This window comes from Plantibacter lichenum (genome assembly GCF_050587525.1).
Taxonomy (GTDB): Bacteria; Actinomycetota; Actinomycetes; order Actinomycetales; family Microbacteriaceae; genus Plantibacter.
Window position 1 is genome coordinate 102,263 of sequence record NZ_JBOBFT010000007.1, and the last position, 14,673, is coordinate 116,935.

Annotated in this window: 12 protein-coding genes; 3 read left to right on the forward strand and 9 right to left on the reverse strand. The window is 67.1% G+C overall.

Going from position 1 to position 14,673, the window contains the following annotated elements:
• Window positions 1-365: 365 nt before the first annotated feature.
• Window positions 366-779, forward strand: coding sequence for a hypothetical protein (locus ACQ3HB_RS11215; protein WP_430920136.1), 414 nt, complete (start codon window positions 366-368; stop codon window positions 777-779).
• Between the two features lie 145 nt (window positions 780-924).
• Window positions 925-2,850 carry an N-acetylglucosamine-specific PTS transporter subunit IIBC gene (gene nagE, locus ACQ3HB_RS11220; protein WP_430920137.1) on the forward strand — a complete coding sequence of 642 codons (1,926 nt, stop codon included), beginning with the start codon at window positions 925-927 and terminating at the stop codon, window positions 2,848-2,850.
• 87 nt (window positions 2,851-2,937) lie between these two features.
• Here nagE and ACQ3HB_RS11225 read toward each other — a convergent pair whose 3' ends face one another.
• The 8 genes from ACQ3HB_RS11225 to ACQ3HB_RS11260 all read right to left on the reverse strand — a co-directional run bounded on the left by ACQ3HB_RS11225 (window position 2,938) and on the right by ACQ3HB_RS11260 (window position 12,186).
• Window positions 2,938-5,988 (reverse strand): alpha-mannosidase, encoded by a 3,051-nt coding sequence (locus ACQ3HB_RS11225; RefSeq protein ID WP_430920138.1) that lies wholly within the window; start codon window positions 5,986-5,988, stop codon window positions 2,938-2,940.
• A 76-nt stretch (window positions 5,989-6,064) separates the two neighbouring features.
• Entirely contained in the window at window positions 6,065-6,901 is an 837-nt protein-coding gene (locus ACQ3HB_RS11230; protein WP_430920139.1) for a carbohydrate ABC transporter permease, read from the reverse strand.
• Between the two features lie 2 nt (window positions 6,902-6,903).
• Window positions 6,904-7,887 carry a carbohydrate ABC transporter permease gene (locus ACQ3HB_RS11235; protein ID WP_430920140.1) on the reverse strand — a complete coding sequence of 328 codons (984 nt, stop codon included), beginning with the start codon at window positions 7,885-7,887 and terminating at the stop codon, window positions 6,904-6,906.
• A gap of 3 nt (window positions 7,888-7,890) precedes the next feature.
• Entirely contained in the window at window positions 7,891-9,246 is a 1,356-nt protein-coding gene (locus tag ACQ3HB_RS11240) for an extracellular solute-binding protein (protein WP_430920141.1), read from the reverse strand.
• A gap of 135 nt (window positions 9,247-9,381) precedes the next feature.
• Window positions 9,382-10,641 (reverse strand): ROK family transcriptional regulator, encoded by a 1,260-nt coding sequence (locus ACQ3HB_RS11245; RefSeq protein ID WP_430920142.1) that lies wholly within the window; start codon window positions 10,639-10,641, stop codon window positions 9,382-9,384.
• Between the two features lie 78 nt (window positions 10,642-10,719).
• Window positions 10,720-11,037 carry a hypothetical protein gene (locus tag ACQ3HB_RS11250; RefSeq protein WP_430920143.1) on the reverse strand — a complete coding sequence of 106 codons (318 nt, stop codon included), beginning with the start codon at window positions 11,035-11,037 and terminating at the stop codon, window positions 10,720-10,722.
• A gap of 46 nt (window positions 11,038-11,083) precedes the next feature.
• On the reverse strand, window positions 11,084-11,491 hold the full coding sequence (locus ACQ3HB_RS11255) for a hypothetical protein (protein WP_430920144.1): 408 nt from the start codon (window positions 11,489-11,491) through the stop codon (window positions 11,084-11,086).
• A gap of 194 nt (window positions 11,492-11,685) precedes the next feature.
• Window positions 11,686-12,186, reverse strand: coding sequence for a winged helix-turn-helix transcriptional regulator (locus ACQ3HB_RS11260; protein ID WP_430920145.1), 501 nt, complete (start codon window positions 12,184-12,186; stop codon window positions 11,686-11,688).
• A 118-nt stretch (window positions 12,187-12,304) separates the two neighbouring features.
• On the opposite strand from ACQ3HB_RS11260, the gene ACQ3HB_RS11265 reads away from it, so the two are divergent.
• Window positions 12,305-13,042 carry an SDR family oxidoreductase gene (locus ACQ3HB_RS11265; protein ID WP_430920146.1) on the forward strand — a complete coding sequence of 246 codons (738 nt, stop codon included), beginning with the start codon at window positions 12,305-12,307 and terminating at the stop codon, window positions 13,040-13,042.
• Window positions 13,043-13,263: 221 nt separating this feature from the next.
• Here ACQ3HB_RS11265 and ACQ3HB_RS11270 read toward each other — a convergent pair whose 3' ends face one another.
• On the reverse strand, window positions 13,264-14,481 hold the full coding sequence (locus ACQ3HB_RS11270) for an NADP-dependent isocitrate dehydrogenase (RefSeq protein WP_430920147.1): 1,218 nt from the start codon (window positions 14,479-14,481) through the stop codon (window positions 13,264-13,266).
• Window positions 14,482-14,673: the final 192 nt, after the last annotated feature.

Genomic DNA, 14,673 nt, shown 5'->3' on the forward strand with positions numbered 1-14,673 from the left:
GGGATAGCCACACATCGAGTTCGGACGTCTACTGTGACGCCCGGGGTGGTCTACAGGACCGTGACGGCCGGTGATGCTGTCTGCGCATGTTCGAGAAGCCGCGCTTCCCGGTCATCGTCGATCCGGTCGTATTTGTTAGTAAAGCGTACGAACTAAACCATCGCAAGCAGGACAGCACCGATCCACCACTCGTTTACCCAGTCGTTACAAACGCCACCCGGCCGTTATCCCGCGGAAACACGACACGTGCGCATCGGATGCACCGACATGGGAACCACTGCCCATGGCGCTCTCCGCTGCGCCAGATAGCCTGGAGGGCGGTGCGCAGCTCGCGCCACCACACATTCGTAGGGGGACCCCACAGCATGAAGAAGAACACAGCAGCCCTGCTCGGCGGATTCGCCATCGTCGGCCTGCTCCTCACGGGTTGTGCCGGCGGCGGCCAGAGCAAAGCCGACGCGTGCAAGCTCATCAGCACCGAGCTGACCGACTCCGCAGCACAGCTCTCCGCAGCCTTCTCCGGGATCGCCACCGACCCGGACAAGGCGACGACCGATCTCAAGAAGATCGACACGAACTTCGGCGAGACGATGGACAAGGTCTCGAACGAGGACATCAAGAAACCCGCCCAGGCCACGAAGGAATCACTCTCGAAGGTCATCAGCCTCCTCGTCGCAGCCGCGGCCGACCCGGCGAAGGCCGACCAGACGGCTCTCGGCGACGGCATCACCGCATTCCAGACGGACGCGACCGACCTGCAGACCGCCTGTAACTCCTAAGCGTTCCCACTCCCCACCAGGGGAGACGAGGGGCTCGGATCCGTGCGATCCGGGCCCTGTGGCGTTTCCGGATCAACTATGGGTGTGAACTCATCAGTATGTCAGTGCGTAAGATGGTTTTACGACGATGCTGTAGGAGGCACCGATGAAGTTTTTCCAAAGGCTCGGCAGATCGATCATGCTGCCGGTCGCCGTCCTGCCCGTAGCGGCGATCCTCGTGGGCCTCAGCTACTGGATCAGATCCGCTGCGGGTGAGAACCTCGCGACCACGTTCCTGAGCGCGGCGGGCGGGGCGCTGCTCGACAACATGCCGCTCCTCTTCGCGATCGGCATCTCGATCGGCATGGCGAACAAGACCGACGGCACCTCAGCCCTCGCCGGACTCGTGTCCTGGCTGACCGTCACGACGCTCCTGAAACCCGAGACCGTCGCGCTGTTCCAGGGCATCGATCCGGGAGACGTCGATCCGGCGTTCTCGAGCATCCAGAACGCCTTCATCGGCATCCTCTGCGGCCTCATCGGCGCGTTCTGCTACAACCGCTTCAAGGACACGAAGCTGCCCGACGCGCTGTCGTTCTTCTCCGGCAAACGGTCCGTCGCGATCGTCACCGCGGGCGTCTCGCTCGTCGTCGCCCTGGTCCTCTATTTCGTGTGGCCGTTCGTCTACGGCGGTCTCGTGGGATTCGGTGAGTACATCGTGACCCTCGGGCCCATCGGAGCGGGCATCTACGGCTTCATGAACCGTCTGCTCATCCCGCTCGGGCTGCACCACGCCCTCAACTCGGTGTTCTGGTTCGACGTCGCCGGCATCAACGACCTGGGCAACTTCCTCGACGGGACCGGCGTCTACGGGGTCACGGGCCAGTACATGACGGGCTTCTTCCCCATCATGATGTTCGGCCTCCCCGGCGCCGCTCTGGCCATGTACCTCACCGCCAAGACCAGGCGGAAGAAGATCGTCTATGGCATCCTCCTGTCCTCCGCCGTCTCCTCGTTCTTCGTCGGCGTGACCGAACCGCTCGAGTTCGCCTTCATGTTCCTCGCACCCTGGCTCTATCTCGTCCACGCGGTGTTCATGGGCGTCTCGCTCGCGATCAGTGCACTCCTGCCGGTCCGGATGGGCTTCGGCTTCTCGGGAGGATTCATCGACCTCGTCCTCAACTGGACGAACCCCATGGCGGAGAACCCGTGGCTCATCCCCGTCATGGGCGTCGGCTGGTTCCTCATCTACTTCTTCGTGTTCCGCTTCGTGATCCTCCGCTGGAAGCTCAAGACGCCCGGTCGCGAGGACGATGACCAGGTCGACGCAGACGAGTCCGCACCAGGCGGCACCTCGGGCGCCGCCTACTTAGCGACCGCCTCGAAGTTCATCGACGCCCTCGGCGGGAAGGACAACCTGACGGACATCGACAACTGCGCGACACGGTTGCGTCTGGAGGTGGCGGACACCACCCTCGTCGACGAAGCGGCGCTGAAACGCGCCGGTGCCGCCGGCACGATCAAACCGGGCGGCACATCGGTCCAGGTCGTCTACGGCCTGAACGTCCAATTCGTGAAGGACGCGATGGAACAGCTCATCGCGGGGACGGCCACCGCGCCCACCCGCGATGACGAACCGGTGCATGCGTCACCGTCCGCGACCGTGCTCACCGCTGAAGCGCCCGCGAAGACGCTCGTCCTTCGACAGCCGCTCGCCGGTACGGTCCTGCCGCTCTCAGCGGTGCCGGACCCGACGTTCGGCGAGGGCATCATGGGGCCCGGCATCGCGATCGAGCCCTCCGGCGACACCGTCATCGCACCGGTGGACGGGACCGTCGGCCACGTCTTCGACACGGGCCACGCCGTCGCGCTCCTCCTCGAGGACGGCACGGAGCTCCTCATCCACGTCGGGATCGACACGGTCCAGATGCGCGGCGACGGCTTCGAGACCCTCGTCCAGGTCGGCGACGAGGTGACCGCGGGCACGCCCCTCCTCCGGTTCGACCTCGCGAAGATCCGGGCCGCCGGACATCCGTCGATCACGCCGATCGTCGTCCTCAACGACGAGTCCGCGGTCATCCAGCTCGCCTGACCCGAACGCACCGCTCGTCGGCGGCTTCGTGTCGTCCAGGCCAGGCCCGGATGACACGAAGCCGCCGACGAGCGGATGGGCTGGGCGCTATCCGCGCTGCACGCGGAGCGTCACGATCTCGAAGGGACGCAGACGCAGCGCGACCGAACCGTCCGCGGCGAGTGCCGGCTGGTCACCGGTCGTGCGCTCCAGGAGGTCCGTCCGCTGGAGCCCCGCGACGGCGAACCCGAAGCGGACGTTCGCCGACGACCGTCCGCCGGACGCCTCGTACAGGCGGACGACGAGATCGCCCGAACGGTCCTCCGCCAGCTTGACCGCTTCGACGACGACGGCCGGGTCGTCGACCGACACGATCGGCGCGACGGGCGCACCCGTGAGGGTCCGCAACGGGAGGTTGATCCGGTAGCCCTCACGTGCCGCATCGAGGATCTCCGCACCGACGGTGAGCGTCGACCGGAGGACGTGCACGCCCTGGTCGGCTTCTGGATCGGGGAAGAGCGGCGCGCGGAGGAGCGACTGGCGCACGAGTGTCGTCGTCCCGCCGTCCGTCCGCGTCGCCCGGGTGATGTCGTGCCCGTACGTCGAGTCGTTCGCCACGGCGACGCCGTAGCCGGGCTCCCCCACGTGCACCCACCGGTGCGCGGAGGTCTCGAAGCGCGCCGCGTCCCACGAGGTGTTGACGTGCGTCGGCCGGTGGATGTGCCCGAACTGGATCTCCGAGGTCGCATTCTCGGCGCGGACGTCCACGGGGAACGCGAGCTTCAGGAGCTTCTGCCGTTCGTGCCAGTCGACCGTCGTGACGACATCGACCGTCGGACGGCCGGGCTCCACCGAGATCGACTGCGTGATCGTCGAGGCGCCGAAGCGATGCGTGATGCGGACGGCGACCCGCCCCACGGCATCGCTCCCGTCGGCCTCCAGCGCCACAGACTCCGCCGCGGCGAGCTCCGTGAGGTGTCTACGGTAGTGCATGTCCACGTCCCACGCGTCCCACTGGTTGGGGGTGTCGCGGAAGACCTGCAACGCGAACGACGTCTCCCCGTCCGGGACCGTCTCACGATCGGCGACGACGTCGAAGATCGACGTCACGCGGCCCACCGCATCGATCCGCACGCGCACGAGGCCGTTGTCGAGGAGCCAGCCGTCGGCGTCCTGCACGATGCTCGCCGCCTCGCCGGAGACGCGAGCTGCAGCGCCCAGCGCCGGCACGCCGTCGACCGCGTAGGGCGATGCGTTGACGTGGACGACCTCTGCCGAAGCGGCAGTCGCGCCAGCATCACCGGCACCGCCGCCGAGCGAGGCGAGCGACGCATCGATGAGCCCGCCCAGTCGCTCGGCGACCTCCGCATAGTTCGCCTCGGCCACCTGGTGGACCCAGGCGATCGACGAACCGGGCAGGATGTCGTGGAACTGCTGGAGCAGGACCGTCCGCCACGACGTCTCGAGCGCGGCGTAGGGATACTCGGCGCCCGTGCGGATGGCGGCCGTCGCGGCCCACAGCTCCGCCTCGCGCAGGAGGTGCTCGCTCCGGCGGTTGCCGCGCTTCGTACGCGCCTGCGAGGTGTAGGTGCCACGGTGGAACTCGAGGTACAGCTCACCCGACCAGATCGGCGGGCGCTCGTACGTCGCCTCCGCACGCTCGAAGAACGCCTGCGGCGAAGCGAGTTCCACGATCGGCGAGCCCTCGAGCGACTTCGTCCGTTTGGCGGCCGCGAGCATCTCGCGCGTCGGCCCGCCGCCTCCGTCTCCGAAGCCGAACGGGACAAGGGACACGTTCGACGCGCCCTTCTCGGCGTACTGGCGCTGCGCCCTCGCGAGCTCGTCGCCGCTCAGGATCGAGTTGTACGTGTCGACGGGCGGGAAGTGCGTGAACACCTGGGTGCCGTCGATGCCCTCCCACTGGAAGGTGTGGTGCGGGAAGCGGTTGGTCTCGTTCCAGGAGATCTTCTGCGTCAGGAAGTACTTCGATCCTGCGGCCGTCACGATCTGCGGAAGCGCGCCCGAGTACCCGAACGAGTCGGGGAGCCACACTTCGAGCGGCTCCACGCCGAACTCCCCCAGGAAGAAGCCCTTGCCCGCGATGAGCTGCCGGGCCATCGCCTCGCTGCCGGGCAGGTTGGTGTCCGATTCGACCCACATGCCGCCGACCGGGACGAACCGTCCTTCCTCGACGCGCGCCCGGATGCGCTCGAACAGCTGCGGGTAGTGCTCCTTCATCCATGCGAACTGCTGTGCGGAGGAGCAGGCGAACACGAACTCGGGGTCCTGGTCCATGAGGTCGAGGACGTTGGAGAAGGTGCGGGCGCACTTGCGGATCGTCTCCCGCACGGGCCACAGCCAGGCGGAGTCGATGTGCGCGTGCCCGACGGCGACGACGCGATGCGCGCTCGCATAGGCGGGTGAGGCGAGGAGCGGCGCAAGTTCAGCGCGGCCGGCGGCTGCGGTCCCGGAGACGTCGTCCGGGTCCATCGCATCGACCATCCGCTCGAGCCCGCGGAGGAGTTCCGCTCGCCTCGGCAGCTCGGCGCTCAGCTGGTTCATGAGGCCGCTGAGCGTCCACACGTCCTGCACGAGCTCCCAGACGGCCACGTCGAGCAGAGCGACATCGACGCGGCGCAGCACGTAGATGAGGGCGTCGCCGGCGGTCGCCTTGTCGCCGAGCGGTGTCGGTGCGTAGTTCCACACGCCCGCGACGTCCGGGTTCGAGGCGGCTTCGATCCAGACGTCGATCGCGCCGCCCGGGCCGACCTCGACGGGGATGTGCGCGTTGAGCGGTTCGAGCGCCTTCACGATCCGGCCGGACGGGTCGTAGACGAGCCCTTCCGCCTGGAACCCCGGCTGCGCGAAGGAGAAACCGAGGTCGACGACGATCTCGACCCGGGTGTCCGCACCGTCCCAGCCCTCCGGGACCGTCCCGGTGACGTGGAACCAGGTGGTCCCCCACGCTTTCCCCCACGGGCTGCCGACGACGAACGGGGTGTACTCGGCCTGGACGGCCTCCGCGAACGGCACCGGCTCGTCCGGCACCTCCCACGCGGTGAGGGTGAGCGGCACCGACACCGCATAGGTGGCCGGAACGAGGCGTTCCGAGACGAATCTGGCGAGTCGGGTTTCGACGAGGGCGGCATCCGTGTGCATGGGCTGTTCCTTCAGCTCGAGCGTGTGTGAGGGCAGATCTGGGGCGGTGGCCCGGCGTTACGTCATCATCACCCCGTCACCCCTTGACCGCTCCGGCGAGCGCGAACGAGCCGCCCATCCCGCGGGACACGAGGACGTAGAGCGCGAGCACTGGCACCGAGTAGATGAGGGAGAACGCCGCCAACTGCCCGTAGGCGACCGAACCGTACTGGCCGAAGAATGTGAAGATGCTCACGGCGGCCGGCTGTCGGTCCGGGCTCAGCAGCAGGACGAACGGGACGAAGAAGTTCCCCCACGCCTGGATGAACACGAAGATGAACACGACGCCGATGCCGGGGCGCATGAGCGGCACGACGACGCGCGTGAGCGTCGTCATCATCGAGGCGCCGTCCATCCATGCCGCCTCCTCGAGACTGATCGGCACGGAGTCCATGAAGTTCTTCGTCATCCAGATCGCCATGGGCAGCGAGGTCGCGGCGAGGAACAGGATCGATCCGCCGATCGAGTCGATGAGGTTGAGCGACACGAACAGGCTGTAGACGGGGACCATCATGGCCGTGATGGGCAGGCAGGTGCCGAACAGGATGCCGTAGAGGAACGGCTTGTTGATCCGCATCCGGTACCGCGAGAGTGGGTACGCGGCGAGCACCGCGCACACGACCGTGAGGATCGCGCAGCCACCGGACAGCAGGAGGCTGTTCCAGAGCGGGATGAGCGAGGTCTCCGGCGTGAGCACCGCGAGGAAGTTGTCGAGCGAGAACTGCTCCGGCCATTTCACCGTGAGCGACGCCCGCGTATCGACGGAGGCGAGCAGGAGCCAGAGCATCGGAAGCAGGAAGCACACGCCGATGAGCACGAGGACGCCGTTCGAGACGGCGCGCATGGAGCGCCCGCTGGGTGAGGTCATCGCCATGGTCAGTCCACCTCCGGTTTGAGGGCCTTGATGTACGCGACGCCGAAGATGCCGCCGACGAGGAGGAGGATCGTCGCGATCGCCGTTCCGAAGCCGAGCTCACCGAACTTGAACGCCTCCTGGTACGCGAGGAGCGGCAGCGTCGTGCTGTCGGTCCCCGGCCCGCCGCCCGTCATGACGTAGATGAGGGCGAACACTGACAGCGTCTGCAGAGTCGTGAGCATGAGGTTCGTCGAGATGCTGCGCCGGATCATCGGCAGCACGATGTAGCGGAGTCGCTGCCAGCCGCGGGCGCCGTCGACGGCCGCGGACTCGGTGATCTCCGGCGGCACGTCGTTGAGGGCGGCCGAGTAGACGAGCATCGAGAACGCCGTACCCCGCCAGATGTTCGCGAGGATGACCGAGAGCATCGGGAAGGTGTACAGCCAGCTCGGTCCGGTGATGCCGAAGACGGAGAGGATGCTGTTGAGCGTGCCGGCCTCGCTGAAGAACGCGTACGCGGCGAACGACGCGACGACCTCCGGGAGGACCCACGCGCCGACGACGAGTGTGCCGACGACGGACCGGACGACCTTGTTCGACGACTGCATGAGCATCGCCAGACCGAGTCCGAGGACGTTCTGCCCGATGATCGCCGAGGCGAGCAGGAACACGAGCGTCAGGAGGACCGACTTCGGGAAGTCCTTGTCGGTGAACAGCGCGATGTAGTTGTCGAAGCCGACGAAGCTGGCGCCCTGGGCGGCTGCACCCGAGAGCGAAGCGTCGGTGAAGGACCCGGTGAACGAGGAGATGACGGGACCCAGCAGGAAGACGCCGAGGAGGAGGACGGCGGGCAGGAGCGGCAGGGTCCGCAGGAGCCCGCGCCCGCGGGGCGCACCGCGTGGGGTGCGCGGTGCGGAGCCGCTCGGGCGGGACCCGCTCGGCCCGGGTCCGTGTGGACCCCGGCCGAGCTCTCCCGCCGTCGCGCTCGGAGTGACGGCTGTCATCGTCTACTTCGCCCGCGCCGTGTTCTTCTCGCCGACGATGCCGACGAGGGCCTCGTCATACGCCTTCGCCGCTTCCTTCGCGGACTGCTGACCGGTCATGACGGCCTCCATGGCGACCGTGATCGCGTTGGAGATCTTCGCGTAGTCGCTCGTCGCGGGACGGAAGTGCGTCACGTCGACGATCTTCGAGAAGAACCCGAAGGTCGGATTCGACGCCTGGTAGTCAGCGTCCTCGGAGACGTCGCTGCGAACCGCGATCTGGCTCGCCGCGATGTCGTACGCCTGCGAGTTCTCCTTGCTGAGGGCCGTCTCGATGAAGTCCCAGGCGGCCTGCTTGTTGGCCGTCTTCGCGCCCATCGCGAGCGTCCAACCACCCGACATGCTCGTCGCGCCGGGAGCCTGGCCGTCCTGTGTCGGCATGGGGGCCTGCGCCATCACGTCGTTCCACTCCGGCCACGGGGCCGTTCCGGTCTCGATCCACGTGCTGCTCAGCCACGAACCGTCGAGGGAGATGCCGAGCTTGCCCTTCGGCAGCCATTCCGAGGCGACCGTCGTGGCGACGTTCTTGTCGAGCGCCTGCTGCGGGCTCGGTCCGAGGCCGTCCTGGTAGATCTTGCCGATGAAGTCGAGCGAGTCCTCGAAGCCCTTCGAACCGGTGATCCACTTCCGGTCATCCGTGTTGTAGAGCGTGTCCTCGGTGCCGTACAGGAACATCTCGAAGCCCTGCATCGTCGCCGCTTCGCCCTGCGCCTTGCCGGAGTAGATGTTGATGGGGAGCACGTCGGGCAGCGCCTTCTTCAGCTGCTCGGCCGTCTCGCGCACGTCGTCCCACGTCTTCGGCTCCCACGGCACCGCGATGCCTGCGTCCTTGAAGACCTTCGTGTTGTACCAGAGCGCGCGCGTGTCAGTGCCCATCGGGATGCCGTACGTCTTGCCGTCGTCTCCGAGACCGGCGCCCTTGGCGTTCTCGTAGAAGCTGTCCCACTGATCCCACTTCGCCGTGTAGTCGTCGAGCGGCGCGAGGAATCCGGCGTCGGCGTCGGACTTCACCATGAAGGTGTCCTCGTACATGACGTCTGGCGCGGTGGCTGCGGACTTGTTCATGAGGGCGAGTTTCGTGAAGTAGTCGTTCTGCTGCGCCTCGATGGGGATCAGCTGGACGGTCACCTTGGGGTTGGCCTTCTCGTACTCCGCTTTCACGGCCTTCATGTGGTCGTCGAGCTGCGTGAACGTGCCGAACTTCTGGTACGCGACCTTGAGGGTGTCGGCGTCTCCGCCGCCACCCGCTCCGCCGCTGCAGCCGGACAGGACGAGTGCGCTCGCCGCTGCAACGGCGAGGACTCCGAGTGTGCGATTCATGGATGCTCCTTTGCTCCACGACCGGATCTCCACGTGCGGCGTCGTCACCGCAGTGCGTTGGTCACGCATAACTCAATCGAATGGAGTAACCCATGTCAAGACATTTCTCCGAGAAGTGGAGAAACCGTGATCGGACTACGCGCGCGAGATGAGGAGCGCGGACGGACGCGGCGAGAACGTGTGGTCGAGCACCAGGCAGGCTGCGCCGATCGCGGTCACGTCCTCCCCCGTCGACGACCCCGTGACGACGACTCCGTGCGGCTGCACGAGGGCCGGATGCCGGTCGATGAGCTCCGGCACCTCAGCGAGGACGACGCGCGAGAGCGGCGCCCAGAACGGTCCGCCGAAGACGACGTGGTCGATGTCGAGCAGGTTCACGACGGTGACGACCGCGCGGGCGATGTGCGCCGCGACGCCGTGCAGGATCTCCACGGCGGTGCCGTCTCCGGCCGCTGCGAGCTCGGCGATGATCCCCAGCCCACGCGTGACGAGCTCCGCGTCGAGCTCCGCCTCGTCCCCGGGGAATGCGCCTGCGCGCTCGATTCCGTCGAAGAGTCCGCGCTTCGCGGCTTCCTGCACGAGGCGCTTCGGGAGGATGAGATCCCCCAGGCAGCCGCGCCGGCCGCACGAGCACCGCCGCCCTTCGTCGTCGACCATGATGTGGCCGGCGTCGCCTGCATTCCGGCTCGCCCCGCGGACGACTTCGTGGTCGAGCGCGAGCCCGATGCCGACACCGGTGCCGTAGTAGAAGAACGCGAAGTTGTCGCGACTGGGGCCGCTCTGCAGCCACAGTTCCGCGACGGCCGCGGCCGTGACGTCCTTCTCGAGGACGACCGGCAGCCCCGTCGCCTCGAGCAGCGCATCGCGGAGGGACACGTGCTCCCACCCGGGGAGGAGCGGCGGGTCGATGAGGATGCCGCGTTCGGCATCGATCGGCCCGGGTGCGGCGATCCCCACGCCGAGCACGTGCTCGCGAGCGACGCCCGCCTCCGCGACGAGGGCATCGATCGATGCGGCGATGGACACGATGACCGACGCCGGATCGATCGCGGACGGGGTGAGGCTCCGCGAGTGTGCAATGACTGCACCCTCGAGGTCGAGCACCACGTACGTGATGACGGCGGGGTCCAGATGGACGCCGATCGCCACTCGTGCGCGGGCTTCGAGCTGCAGGATGGTCCTCGGCTTGCCAGGGCCGCTGCTGGACTTGCCGCTCTCGACGACGACGCCGTCCTGCAGCAACCGCTTCGTGACATTCGACACCGTCTGGGCGGAGAGCCCCGTCTGGCCGGCGAGTTCCACCCGACTGAGACCGTTGCCCGACCGACGGATGAGATCGAGGATGACCGCCTGGTTGTACCCGCCGAGTGCTGGCAGATTCGTGCCTCGTTGCACCGTGCCTCACCTTCGCCACCGGGAATGAGCCGGATCAGAACAGTATGCCGTCAGCGGGGCACGGCGTCGCACGACCGATCAGGAAGCGCTGCCTGCTTCCTCCGGATCCGGCGCGGCTGCGGCAGGGCGCACGACGGCGCGATCAAGGTGGAACATCACGATCGCCGCACACACGAGTCCGATGCCGAGTGGGAGTGCGAGCTTCTCGACGATCGCGGCGATGATGGTGATGATCTCGAGCCCGAGGTGCCCCGTGGCACCCAACTGGTCGGCGAACAGCTGCAGGAGGCCCGACGTCCCGGGGAGCAGCAGGATGCCGACGCCCACGAGGGCGACACCCCAGACGAGGACGTTGCGCGGAGTCAGGCGCGAGCGGGACCGGGTGAGGTTCGTCACGATCGCGACCCATCACCGAGGCATATGCCGGTTCGGGCATGCGAGCTCATTGGGCCGGCTCCGTGGGCAGACCGTGGGGCGTCCGTTGAATGAGAACGTTCGACCCGAGGAGCGTCCAACCAGGCTCGGGGTCACCATGGGAGGTCGTTTTGGCCGTCACCTGGTCCGTGCCGACCGAGCCGCCAGAGCAACTGAGGATCCACTTCGCAACAGGCTGCACGAGAATCAGGCAGACGGGTTCGTCATCTCCTTGTGCCAGGAACACATCGACACCCTCGAACGTGCCGATCAAACGGACGCTCTCCTCAGCGAAAGCCGCATCGTCGCTCCGCTCGACAAACGCGGGCAGCACGTCTTCCGCGGTCGCCGCCCGATCGAGGTCGGCGTAGTGCGCCTGGCCGATCGTACAGCCCGCCAGACCGGCAGCGAGCACCCCTGCCGCCAGCATCGTCATCAGTCGTCGTCGCATGATTCCCCCGCGCCCACCGTACCGAACGAGGCCTGCCCTGCCTAGGCCCTGCTCGACCCGCACCCGGTCCCTCAGCCCGTCGAAGGGCACGGACCTCCGAATCGGGCGTCCTCACTTCGACACGCTCAGTGACCGGATGCGCTGGCGCCGGCCGCCCGGTCCCTGAGTTTGTCGAAGGGTCAGACGCCAGCCACGGGATACGCCGCCGTCCGGACGAACGCCACCTCGTCGAGCCCGTGCGCGGCGCCACCCTCGTCCACGAAGCCGAGCCTGACCGGGCGGTGGTCCCGGGCGGTCTCGCGCGTCACGGTCACGCCGCCCTCCGGCGGTACATGGTCGTCTCCCCACTGCTGCAACGCGGCGAGGACGAGCTTGAGGTCCTCACCCGCCTGCGTCGGACGGTAGGCGAAGCGCGCGCGGAGTCCGGGCTCGCGGTACTCGGCTTTCGTGAGCAGACCCGCCGCGACGAGCGAGGTGAGACGATCCGTGAGGATGTTGGGTGCGATGCCCAGCACCCGTTCGAGGTCGGCGAATCGTTCGAGCCGGTTGAGCAGCGTCTCGCGGAGGATGAGCATCGTCCAGCGGTCGCCCATGAGGTCGGCGGTCCGTTCGATCGAGCAGACCGGTTCCGGACCCGCCTCCTGCGGTGACCCTGAACGTGTTCTGCGCGGCGACCCCATGCTTCCGATGCTACGTCACCCTCGCGACCCGCACCCTGTGTTGCGAACCTGCGGGAATATCGATGACGGAAGCTAGCTTGCACTACACAAGTTAGCCGATCCGACCCACAGGAGCACCATGTCCACCGAAGCAGCACCCTCCACAACCCCTTCACTCGACGGCGCCGTCGTCTTCATCACCGGCGCGAACGGCGGCCTCGGTCGCGAGTTCGTCGCTCAGGCGCTCGCCCGCGGCGCCGCCAAGGTGTACGCGACGGCTCGGACCCCGCGCGAGTGGGGCGACCCGCGCGTCGTGGCGCTCCCGCTCGACGTCACGAGCGCGGACAGCATCGCCGCAGCCGCAGTCGCAGCCCAGGACGCGACCGTCGTCATCAACAACGCGGGCATCTCCCCCGCGGACGACGACGCCCTCACGACGTCACTCGACGAGGTCCGTCACCTCTTCGAAGTGAACGTCTTCGGCCCGCTCGCGATCAATCGCGCCTTCGCGCCGGTCCTCGCCGCGAACGGCGGCGGGTCGTTCATCCAGGTCCACTCGGCGCTCAGCTGGGCGAGCATGCCCGTGCACGGTTCGTACGGAGCGACGAAGGCAGCGCTCTGGTCGCTCTCGAACGTGCTCCGCATCCAGCTCGCCGAACAGGGCACCCACGTGGTCGGCCTGCATTTCGGCTACACGGACACGCCGATGACCGGTGGCATCGACTCCCCCAAGAACGATCCGGCCGATGTCGTCCGTGCAGCGCTCGACGGCCTGGAGCGAGGCGAACACGAGGTCCTCGCCGACGGCACGGCGCGAAACGTCAAGTCCGCCCTGTCCTCGCCGATCGAGGTGCTCTACCCGTTCCTCGCGAAGTAGCGCGAAGCATCGCCCCGCTCGCTCTGTCCACACGTCAGGAGACTGTTCACAACTCAGGAGACCTCCGGCGCGTCGTCGCCCCGGTGCGGCGTGTCGCGGCCAACACGCCGCATCGCTCCTGAGTTGTGAACACGCCGGGCAGAACGGACCGGGCCGGACAGACGAACAGCGGGCCCGGATCAGGAGATCCGGGCCCGCCGTCGTGTGCGGTTCGCAGGCGATTACGCCTCGATGCGAGCCTTCAGGTTGTCGGAGATCGTCTGCAGGAAGACCTCGGTCGTCTGGTAGGCCTGGTCGGGGCCGACGAGGAGCGCGAGGTCCTTCGTCATGGCGCCGGATTCGACCGTCTTGATGACGACGTCCTCGAGCGTCGACGCGAAGTCGATGAGCTCCTGGTTGCCGTCGAGGACGCCACGGTGCTGCAGGCCACGGGTCCACGCGAAGATCGACGCGATCGGGTTCGTGGACGTGGGCTTGCCCTGCTGGTGCTGGCGGTAGTGACGCGTCACCGTGCCGTGAGCGGCCTCAGCTTCGACGATCTTGCCGTCCGGCGTCGCGAGGACGCTCGTCATGAGGCCGAGCGAGCCGAAGCCCTGTGCCACGGTGTCGGACTGGACGTCGCCGTCGTAGTTCTTGCAGGCCCAGACGTAGCCGCCCTCCCACTTCATGGCCGAAGCGACCATGTCGTCGATGAGGCGGTGCTCGTAGGTGATGCCTGCAGCTTCGAACTGCTCCTTGAACTCGGCGTCGAAGATCTCCTGGAAGATGTCCTTGAATCGGCCGTCGTAGGCCTTCAGGATCGTGTTCTTCGTGGAGAGGTACACCGGGTAGTTGCGGTTGAGGCCGTAGTTGAGGCTCGCACGCGCGAAGTCGCGGATCGACGAGTCCAGGTTGTACTGGACCTGCGCGATGCCGTCGCCGGGCGACTGGAAGACCTCGAACTTCTGCGGCTCGGAGCCGTCGTCGGGTGTGAACTCGACGGTCAGCTTGCCTTCGCCCTTGAAGAGGAAGTCGGTGGCGCGGTACTGGTCGCCGAACGCGTGGCGGCCGATGATGATCGGCTTGTTCCAGCCGGGCACGAGCCGCGGGATGTTCGAGATGATGATGGGCTCGCGGAAGATGACGCCGCCGAGGATGTTGCGGATGGTGCCGTTCGGGCTCCGCCACATCTTCTTCAGGCCGAATTCCTCGACGCGTGCTTCATCGGGGGTGATCGTGGCGCACTTGACGCCGACGCCGTGCTTCTGGATGGCGTGAGCTGCGTCGATCGTGATCTGGTCGTCGGTCTCGTCGCGCTTCTGGATGCCCAGGTCGTAGTACTCGAGGTTCACATCGAGGTAGGGGTGGATGAGGGAGTCCTTGATGAACTGCCAGATGATGCGAGTCATCTCATCGCCGTCGAGTTCGACGACGGTGCCCTCGACCTTGATCTTCGACACAGATTGTCCTTTCTGATGCCGCGCGATCTCGAGCGGCCGTATTGGTGCAGACGCGGGGTTGCTCCGCCTGGCATGGGGGCGGCCGCGTCCTGATCATTCGACGGTGCGGCCGCTCACTAGCTTACAAGACCGCGTCAACTCTCTCGACATCAAGACAGTTCGTGCGCCGCGCACAGCACCGCCGCGGACATG

Coding starts and splice junctions, on each gene's coding strand:
- ACQ3HB_RS11215 (WP_430920136.1), top strand. CDS start 366: ATGAAGAAGAACACAGCAGCCCTGCTCGGCGGATTCGCCATCGTCGGC.
- nagE (WP_430920137.1), top strand. CDS start 925: ATGAAGTTTTTCCAAAGGCTCGGCAGATCGATCATGCTGCCGGTCGCC.
- ACQ3HB_RS11225 (WP_430920138.1), bottom strand. CDS start 5,988: ATGCACACGGATGCCGCCCTCGTCGAAACCCGACTCGCCAGATTCGTC.
- ACQ3HB_RS11230 (WP_430920139.1), bottom strand. CDS start 6,901: ATGGCGATGACCTCACCCAGCGGGCGCTCCATGCGCGCCGTCTCGAAC.
- ACQ3HB_RS11235 (WP_430920140.1), bottom strand. CDS start 7,887: ATGACAGCCGTCACTCCGAGCGCGACGGCGGGAGAGCTCGGCCGGGGT.
- ACQ3HB_RS11240 (WP_430920141.1), bottom strand. CDS start 9,246: ATGAATCGCACACTCGGAGTCCTCGCCGTTGCAGCGGCGAGCGCACTC.
- ACQ3HB_RS11255 (WP_430920144.1), bottom strand. CDS start 11,491: ATGACGATGCTGGCGGCAGGGGTGCTCGCTGCCGGTCTGGCGGGCTGT.
- ACQ3HB_RS11260 (WP_430920145.1), bottom strand. CDS start 12,186: ATGGGGTCGCCGCGCAGAACACGTTCAGGGTCACCGCAGGAGGCGGGT.
- ACQ3HB_RS11265 (WP_430920146.1), top strand. CDS start 12,305: ATGTCCACCGAAGCAGCACCCTCCACAACCCCTTCACTCGACGGCGCC.